The organism is Gemmatimonas sp., assembly GCF_044345575.1.
Taxonomy (GTDB): Bacteria; Gemmatimonadota; Gemmatimonadetes; order Gemmatimonadales; family Gemmatimonadaceae; genus Gemmatimonas.
This window is the reverse complement of the sequence record NZ_JBIJAW010000326.1, coordinates 1-3656: the sequence shown is the minus strand read 5'-3', so window position 1 is coordinate 3656 and position 3656 is coordinate 1. Positions and strand designations below refer to the sequence as shown.

Here is a 3656-nt window from a genome sequence, read left to right as displayed (position 1 = left end):
GTTTGGGCGGCGAGGGTGCCCGCCGTCAGGGCGGCGAGCAGCAGGGGAGCGGAGAGTCGACGCATGGGCGATCCGGAGAAAGGAGATGGCTCCGAAAGTACCGCGCGTTGGACAAGGCTGCCGTGACGACCGGTGGGAGGCGCACGGCCTCACGCCCTCGTGCTTAACCCCGCCGTTTCCCTGCGGTCATCCCCTGCCCCAGCGCCCCGAGGGCAATCCCCGCGATCGCCCAGCCCAGCTCGTGGCTCCCGGCGCCCAGCCCGGCGATGGCCGGTCCGGGGCACACACCGCACAGTCCCCAACCAATGCCGAAGATGGCCGCGCCAACCACGGTGGGGCGGTCGAGCACCGCCGCGCGCAGCGCGAAGGCGCCGCCAAGCAGCGGGCGCGGGAGCACACGAGGCCCGAGCTGATAGGCCACGAAGGTGACGGCCACGCCGCCGCCCATCACCAGCATCAAGCCAAGATCCTGAAAGCGGAGGAACGCCAGCACTACCTCGGGGCGGATCATCGTGGACCACGCCAGGCCAAAGCCGAACAGCGCACCGGCCACCAACGCGGCACACACCACAGCCACGGGGCTGACTTTGGTCGCCGGCGCGCCGTCGCGGGTGATCGTGGGAATGATGGTCGAGGCCATGATCAGACCCCCACCAGACGCCACATCACGTTCGCCGTCATGAACGCGGTGGCCATGAACGTGACGACCGCCACGAGCGACGGGCGCGACAGCGAGGCGAGGCCGCAAATGCCATGACCCGACGTGCACCCCTGCGAGAGTCGCGCGCCGTACCCCACCAGCAGCCCACCGACGAACAGCTGCCAGGTCGGGGTGCTCACGGCTACCCGCGTGGGCTGGCCGCTCCACACGAACCACGCCGCCGCCCCGATAATGAGGCCGCCGGCATATGCCACGCGCCACACCCGGCTTCCGGTGAGTGACGACTGCTGAAAGAAGGGGCGATCCACAAACCACGACCACGTGGTTGAGTACACGGAACTCATACCACCAATGAGCCCCGTGAGCACAAACAGCAACGCCACGCCGGCACCGAGGCAGAGGCCACCGAACAGGTAGTGCTCCCAACCCAGAGGGAGGGCGCCATTGGGGAACCACATGGACTGCGTCATGAAGTCAGGATGCTCAACGTGAAGGACGACGCGTGGTCGGCGAGGATCGTGGAGCGAACGATTGCGGGAGCCACGTGACCGGGTCGTTGTCTACACCCATGCCGGGGCTCACGACTTCCACCTTCGTCGCCTGCACCACGATGAGCACCACGTCCGTATCGCGATTCTTGTAGAACGGAGTCCACGCCGGGTTCCAGTGCGCGTCTTTCGACTGACGGTCGCGCACGACGCGCGCCCGCCCGGTGACGGCCACGTAACTCTGACTGGTCGTATCGAAGTAATGCAGCGCCACCCGCGACCGTTGCTCCACATCGCGTACCTTGCGAGTCCGTGGATTGGTGGCGATCCACACGTTCCACACCGAGTCGGGAGCAGCGGCATCCACCGTGCGCGCCTGCGGCTGGCCAGCCCCATCGACGGTGATGAAGGTGGCATATCGGGCGGCCGCTACGATGCGACGTGCAACGGAGTCGAGGCGCGCAGGGGCAGTTTGCGCCGAAAGCGATGCGCCCACCGGCGCGAACGCGACGGCGAGCACGAGACAAAATCGTCGGAGTACGTCCATGACCGAAAAGTAGGCGCCCTCCCCCGTCAGCGGTGGTTTCGGCGATCGGGCAACAGATTGCCCGTCGCAGCCGTTCACCCATCCGTATGCCTACCCCTGCCGCTGCCCCCTCTTCGTCCGGTCCCCGCTGGACCATCCCCCTCGGTGCCGTGCTCGTGCACCTGGGCATCGGCTCCGTGTACGCGTGGAGCACGCTCAACCGCCCCATCATCGCGGCGCTTCCGAGCTTGCCATGGTGGGCCACGCCGCCGTACCCCACGTTCACCAGCGCGCTCGTCCTGCTCGGCCTGAGTGCCGCCACGTGGGGCCCGTGGGTCGAACGGACCGGGGCCCGCGCGGCCGGACGCCTCGCGGCGATCTGCTTCGCCATCGGTCTTGTCGTGGGGGGCTTGGGACTCGTATTGCAGCAGCCCCTGCTGCTGTTCATCGGCATGGGCGTGCTGTGCGGTATCGGGTGCGGTATCGGCTACATCGCGCCGGTCAGTACCCTCGTGAAGTGGTTCCCCGACCGCCGCGGCATGGCCACCGGCTTCGCCATCATGGGCTTCGGCGGGGGCGCGTTCATCGCCGGCTACGCCAACGCGTTTCTCATCGAACGGGTGGGCGTCGCCAACACGCTGTTCGTGCTGGCCGCGGTGTATTGCGTGGTGATGCTTGCTGGCGCGCAGCTGCTGCGCCCGGCCCCCATCGCCACCATCACCGATGTCAACATCCCCACACCGTCGTCGCGCCCCGAGCTCCTTCGGCTTGGCTACACCCGCCGAGAAGCCGTGCGCACGCCGCAGTTTGCACTCCTGTGGGGGATGCTGTGCGTGAATGTCACCGCCGGCATCGGTATTCTCGCCCAGGCGAGCCCCATGATGCAGGACCTCTTCGGCAAGACGCCCGCCGAAGCCGCCGCGGTGGTCGCCCTGATCAGCGTCTTTAATGCCGGCGGGCGTCTGCTTTGGTCGAGTGCGTCGGATCTCATTGGCCGCCGCAACACGTACCTGCTCTTCTTCGGCGTGCAGTTCGTGCTCTTCCTGCTCATTCCCACCCTCGCGCGGGAAGGCGCGTGGTGGCCGTTCCTCGTGTGCCTGCTCACCGTGTTCACGATGTACGGCGGCGGGTTCGCCACCATTCCCGCGTATCTCGCCGATCTCTTCGGTACCGCGTACGTGGGTGCCATTCACGGCACGTTGCTTACCGCGTGGAGCGTGGCCGCGGTGCTGGGACCGGTCATCATCACCGAGCTGTCATCGCGGGCCAAGGCCGCGCTCACGCCGGGCATGCCACGCGTGGCGGTGTACGACCAGCCGTTGCAGCTGTTGGCCGGGCTGCTCGCGGTGGGATTCGTGCTCACGCTGATGGTGAAGCCACCCCAACCGAAGTCCGCAGACTGACCCCCGCCGGGCGGCGCGACACCGGGCCGGGGGCTACATTCGCGCGTCCCCTTCCTGGAGCCGACGCATGCGACGCCTTCTGTCATTCGCGATAGCCGCAACCTTCTGCTGTCTTCCCGTCACGGCGGAGGCACAGCAGGCCAACCCGCGCTTTGGCCGCTGGCTGCTCAAGAGCGACGCGCCGGCGCCCGCCAGCAACATCATGACCTACGAGCCGTTCGGCGCGAGCGGCATGAAGGTCACGATTCAGGCGGTGAATGCGAAGGGCGACACCACGCGCTGGTGGTACACCACCAACTTCGATGGCGCGGACATGCCGGTCACGGGCAATGCGGGCCAGACGCATGCCGCCGTGAAGCCGATCTCGCCGCTCGTGAACGAGATCGTGAACAAGAAGGACGGCGCGGTGACGCAGCGTCTCACCAACGTGCTCGCGCCCGATCACAACACCATCGCCGTGATCTACATGCGTGAAGATGCACAGGGCCGCACGACCGGCGTGACCTTCGCGACCTACCTGCGCATTCCCTGATTTCGGAGCCCCGATGCCGTCGCCTTCCCGTATCACCAGCACGATT

General features: G+C 67.3%; 5 protein-coding genes. 2 read left to right on the top strand and 3 right to left on the bottom strand.

Going from position 1 to position 3656, the window contains the following annotated elements; all coding sequences use genetic code 11:
• Positions 1-163: 163 nt before the first annotated feature.
• The 3 genes from ACIQ6O_RS14475 to ACIQ6O_RS14465 are packed head-to-tail and all read right to left on the bottom strand — an operon-like array spanning position 164 to position 1696.
• Positions 164-640, bottom strand: a complete 477-nt coding sequence (locus ACIQ6O_RS14475) for a DUF6691 family protein (RefSeq protein WP_396208488.1) — start codon at positions 638-640, stop codon at positions 164-166.
• A 2-nt stretch (positions 641-642) separates the two neighbouring features.
• On the bottom strand, positions 643-1131 hold the full coding sequence (locus ACIQ6O_RS14470) for a YeeE/YedE family protein (RefSeq protein ID WP_396208487.1): 489 nt from the start codon (positions 1129-1131) through the stop codon (positions 643-645).
• A gap of 13 nt (positions 1132-1144) precedes the next feature.
• A complete protein-coding gene (locus ACIQ6O_RS14465) occupies positions 1145-1696 on the bottom strand; it encodes a pyridoxamine 5'-phosphate oxidase family protein (protein ID WP_396208486.1) in 552 nt (183 codons plus the stop codon).
• Between the two features lie 149 nt (positions 1697-1845).
• Between ACIQ6O_RS14465 and ACIQ6O_RS14460 the strand changes: the two genes are divergently transcribed.
• Complete coding sequence (locus ACIQ6O_RS14460; protein WP_396208485.1) at positions 1846-3078, top strand: OFA family MFS transporter; 1233 nt, start codon at positions 1846-1848, stop codon at positions 3076-3078.
• Positions 3079-3145: 67 nt separating this feature from the next.
• The gene (locus tag ACIQ6O_RS14455) at positions 3146-3610 is read left to right on the top strand and encodes a hypothetical protein (RefSeq protein WP_396208484.1); all 465 of its coding nucleotides are present in this window, start codon (positions 3146-3148) and stop codon (positions 3608-3610) included.
• Positions 3611-3656: the final 46 nt, after the last annotated feature.

Coding starts and splice junctions, on each gene's coding strand:
- ACIQ6O_RS14475 (WP_396208488.1), bottom strand. CDS start 640: ATGGCCTCGACCATCATTCCCACGATCACCCGCGACGGCGCGCCGGCG.
- ACIQ6O_RS14470 (WP_396208487.1), bottom strand. CDS start 1,131: ATGACGCAGTCCATGTGGTTCCCCAATGGCGCCCTCCCTCTGGGTTGG.
- ACIQ6O_RS14465 (WP_396208486.1), bottom strand. CDS start 1,696: ATGGACGTACTCCGACGATTTTGTCTCGTGCTCGCCGTCGCGTTCGCG.
- ACIQ6O_RS14455 (WP_396208484.1), top strand. CDS start 3,146: ATGCGACGCCTTCTGTCATTCGCGATAGCCGCAACCTTCTGCTGTCTT.